The sequence below is a fragment of the Novacetimonas hansenii JCM 7643 genome, assembly GCF_000964405.1.
GTDB classification, from domain to species: Bacteria; Pseudomonadota; Alphaproteobacteria; order Acetobacterales; family Acetobacteraceae; genus Novacetimonas; species Novacetimonas hansenii.
In genome coordinates, this window is the sequence record NZ_BANE01000194.1 from 1 (window position 1) to 2,257 (window position 2,257).

Sequence of the window (2,257 nt, forward strand, 5' to 3'; positions counted from 1 at the left end):
TCAGGGCGTCAGGGCGTCAGGGCGTCAGGGCGTCAGGGCGTCAGTGGGACAGGCGGGAATGGGGGGCGGTGTCCCCTTCATCCATCAGGTTCTGGATCGAATTGCGCACGCGCGCCCATGTGATCGCCATTTCCAGATCGCCCGCGCTGAAGCACATGCCGGATCGCAGGCCCGCAATGCCAGAGGCTCTGGCCCCGAACAGGCGGATCATCGACACTGCGTGCGCCACGGGATCATGAATATGAAAATCTTGTTTAGTGTTCTTCATTACCCTGCTCATGCCATAAAATCATGACCAAAATACGTTCACAATATGGCAACCCTGCATTGCCCGCGGAGCAGGACAACACGTCACGTCATGTCAGGTTTTACATGCCACGAAGGATTAAGGCGGCACAGCGCATATAAAACGTCACACAAGCAGGCACTACCTTGCCTATGCCCTTTTTTCGTCAAGATAAAGTGACAATATATGTCACGTCATCAGGGGCGGGCGCGCAATGGCGCAGCAGATCATGCCCCGGTGGTGCTTTTTGGGTCAACCATTATGGGTCGCAACTACGGGATTGTTGCAAAGTGAAGATACATCAAGGCTTTATCGCGGGGATCATCACCCTGTCCCTGCTGCCCGCCATGGCCGCCGCGCAGGCAACGGGACAGGTGCAGGACAGCACGCAATGGGCGCAGTCCCCCGCGGGCGCGCGTCAGGCGCTGGCGACACCCGATGCCCCGGCATCCGCCCCGGCCGTGCCGGCCATGACCATTGACGAACGCCATGACGGGTGGGTGGCGATCCACCATTCCCCCGACCACGGCCTGCATACCGACCTGTGCATCGCCGGGGCGGAGAACGAGGTGCTGATGCTGCGCGCCGATGCGGATTCGTTGCAGATGCGCAGCGCGGACGACCATTGGACCCTGACGCCCGGTTCCACGGGGGACATGACGGTGCGCATCGGCGCCTATCAGCATGTCTTTCACATGCAGGCGAATGACGCGACCACCCTGTCGGTGGACCTGAAGCCGCAGGAAATGACCGACCTGCTGAATGGCATGGAACGTGGGCAGCGGGCGTCGGTCGAATACGGGTCGCGCACGGTGGTTGATGTGGCGCTGGGTGGCAGCGCGCCTGTGCTGGACCGTTTCCGTGGATGTGCCGAAACCAACCATTTCGCCGACCTTGGCCACGCGCCGGGCAACCGCGCCAATCCATTCTGATTCGGCCCATTCTGATCCGGCCCATTTTGATCCGGGCTGTTCCGACATTGGCGGGGTGATGGGGCGATGTCCGCGCCCCACGCCCCCCACATGCCCCACGCACCGCAACCAGCGCATGACAGCCTGCCCCCCGCCCCGTGGTGACAATGCGGATGGGATGGGAAAAAATCCCGCCCATCATCGCATGGACCCCACGGAAGGACAGAATAAAGTGAATCAAGTGTTTCTTGGGCGCATATGGCGTGCGGCGGCGGTGGCGGTCACGGTGTCGGCGGCATGCGCCACGATGCCGGGCATGGGCCATGCCGCCGCCCGTCACGTCACCCCGCCCGCACCGCCCCCGCCGGTCATGGATGTGCCGACCCTGCTGTCACAGGCGCCGTCGCTGGTGGGGAAACGTGTGACCCTGTCATGTTATATCGCCTCCGCCAGTGCGGGCGGGGCCGCGTGTGCCGCATTCCGCATTGACGACCTGCCCGGCAGCGTGAACTGGAACGGCAGCGTGCCGCTGGATGGCACATCGCTGGAGGCCGCGTCCTCGGACAAGGCGCAGCAGATGTGCGGCGATACCGGCATGCACCCGCAATGCCGCGCGGAAGTGACCGGTATCGTGTATGACCCGTTCGGGGATATGGGCGTGCAGGGAAAGCGTAATTTCGAACTGCGCGATGCGCGTATCCGCTGGCTTGCCCTGCCGGAAAAAGCAGCGACGGCAAAACGTCACTAGGGCATTTCCACCAAAAAACCGGTTCGGTGAAAATGCTCCGGTTTATTGTTTTTACGCGCATCTTCACCCGTTTTGAATGCACGCATTCACACAGGATCTGTTCTGGCCCGCACGTATCCTGGCGAAAGGGACCGCGCGAAAACAGCCGCATGAAACCTTGGGGCTGTGGCCTGTTTTCATGGCGGCCTGTGGCGGAAGAGAGTGTTTGAAAACAAGCCGTTGATAAAAAACAGGAAAAGTTTCTGGGTGCCGCCTTTCGATTGAAAAGGCGGCGTCTTTCGAAGCTTTTTGAAAAAAGCTTCACCAAAAACT

3 protein-coding genes are annotated in these 2,257 nt (G+C 60.9%); 2 read left to right on the plus strand and 1 reads right to left on the minus strand.

What is annotated here, in order from left to right; translation table 11 throughout:
- Window positions 1-40: 40 nt before the first annotated feature.
- Window positions 41-268, minus strand: coding sequence for a hypothetical protein (locus B7G66_RS17470; RefSeq protein ID WP_040511042.1), 228 nt, complete (start codon window positions 266-268; stop codon window positions 41-43).
- Between the two features lie 308 nt (window positions 269-576).
- On the opposite strand from B7G66_RS17470, the gene B7G66_RS12880 reads away from it, so the two are divergent.
- Window positions 577-1,218: a hypothetical protein gene (locus B7G66_RS12880; protein ID WP_003621674.1), complete on the plus strand. Its 642-nt coding sequence runs from the start codon at window positions 577-579 to the stop codon at window positions 1,216-1,218.
- Between the two features lie 211 nt (window positions 1,219-1,429).
- Window positions 1,430-1,945 (plus strand): hypothetical protein, encoded by a 516-nt coding sequence (locus B7G66_RS12885; RefSeq protein ID WP_141313084.1) that lies wholly within the window; start codon window positions 1,430-1,432, stop codon window positions 1,943-1,945.
- Window positions 1,946-2,257: the final 312 nt, after the last annotated feature.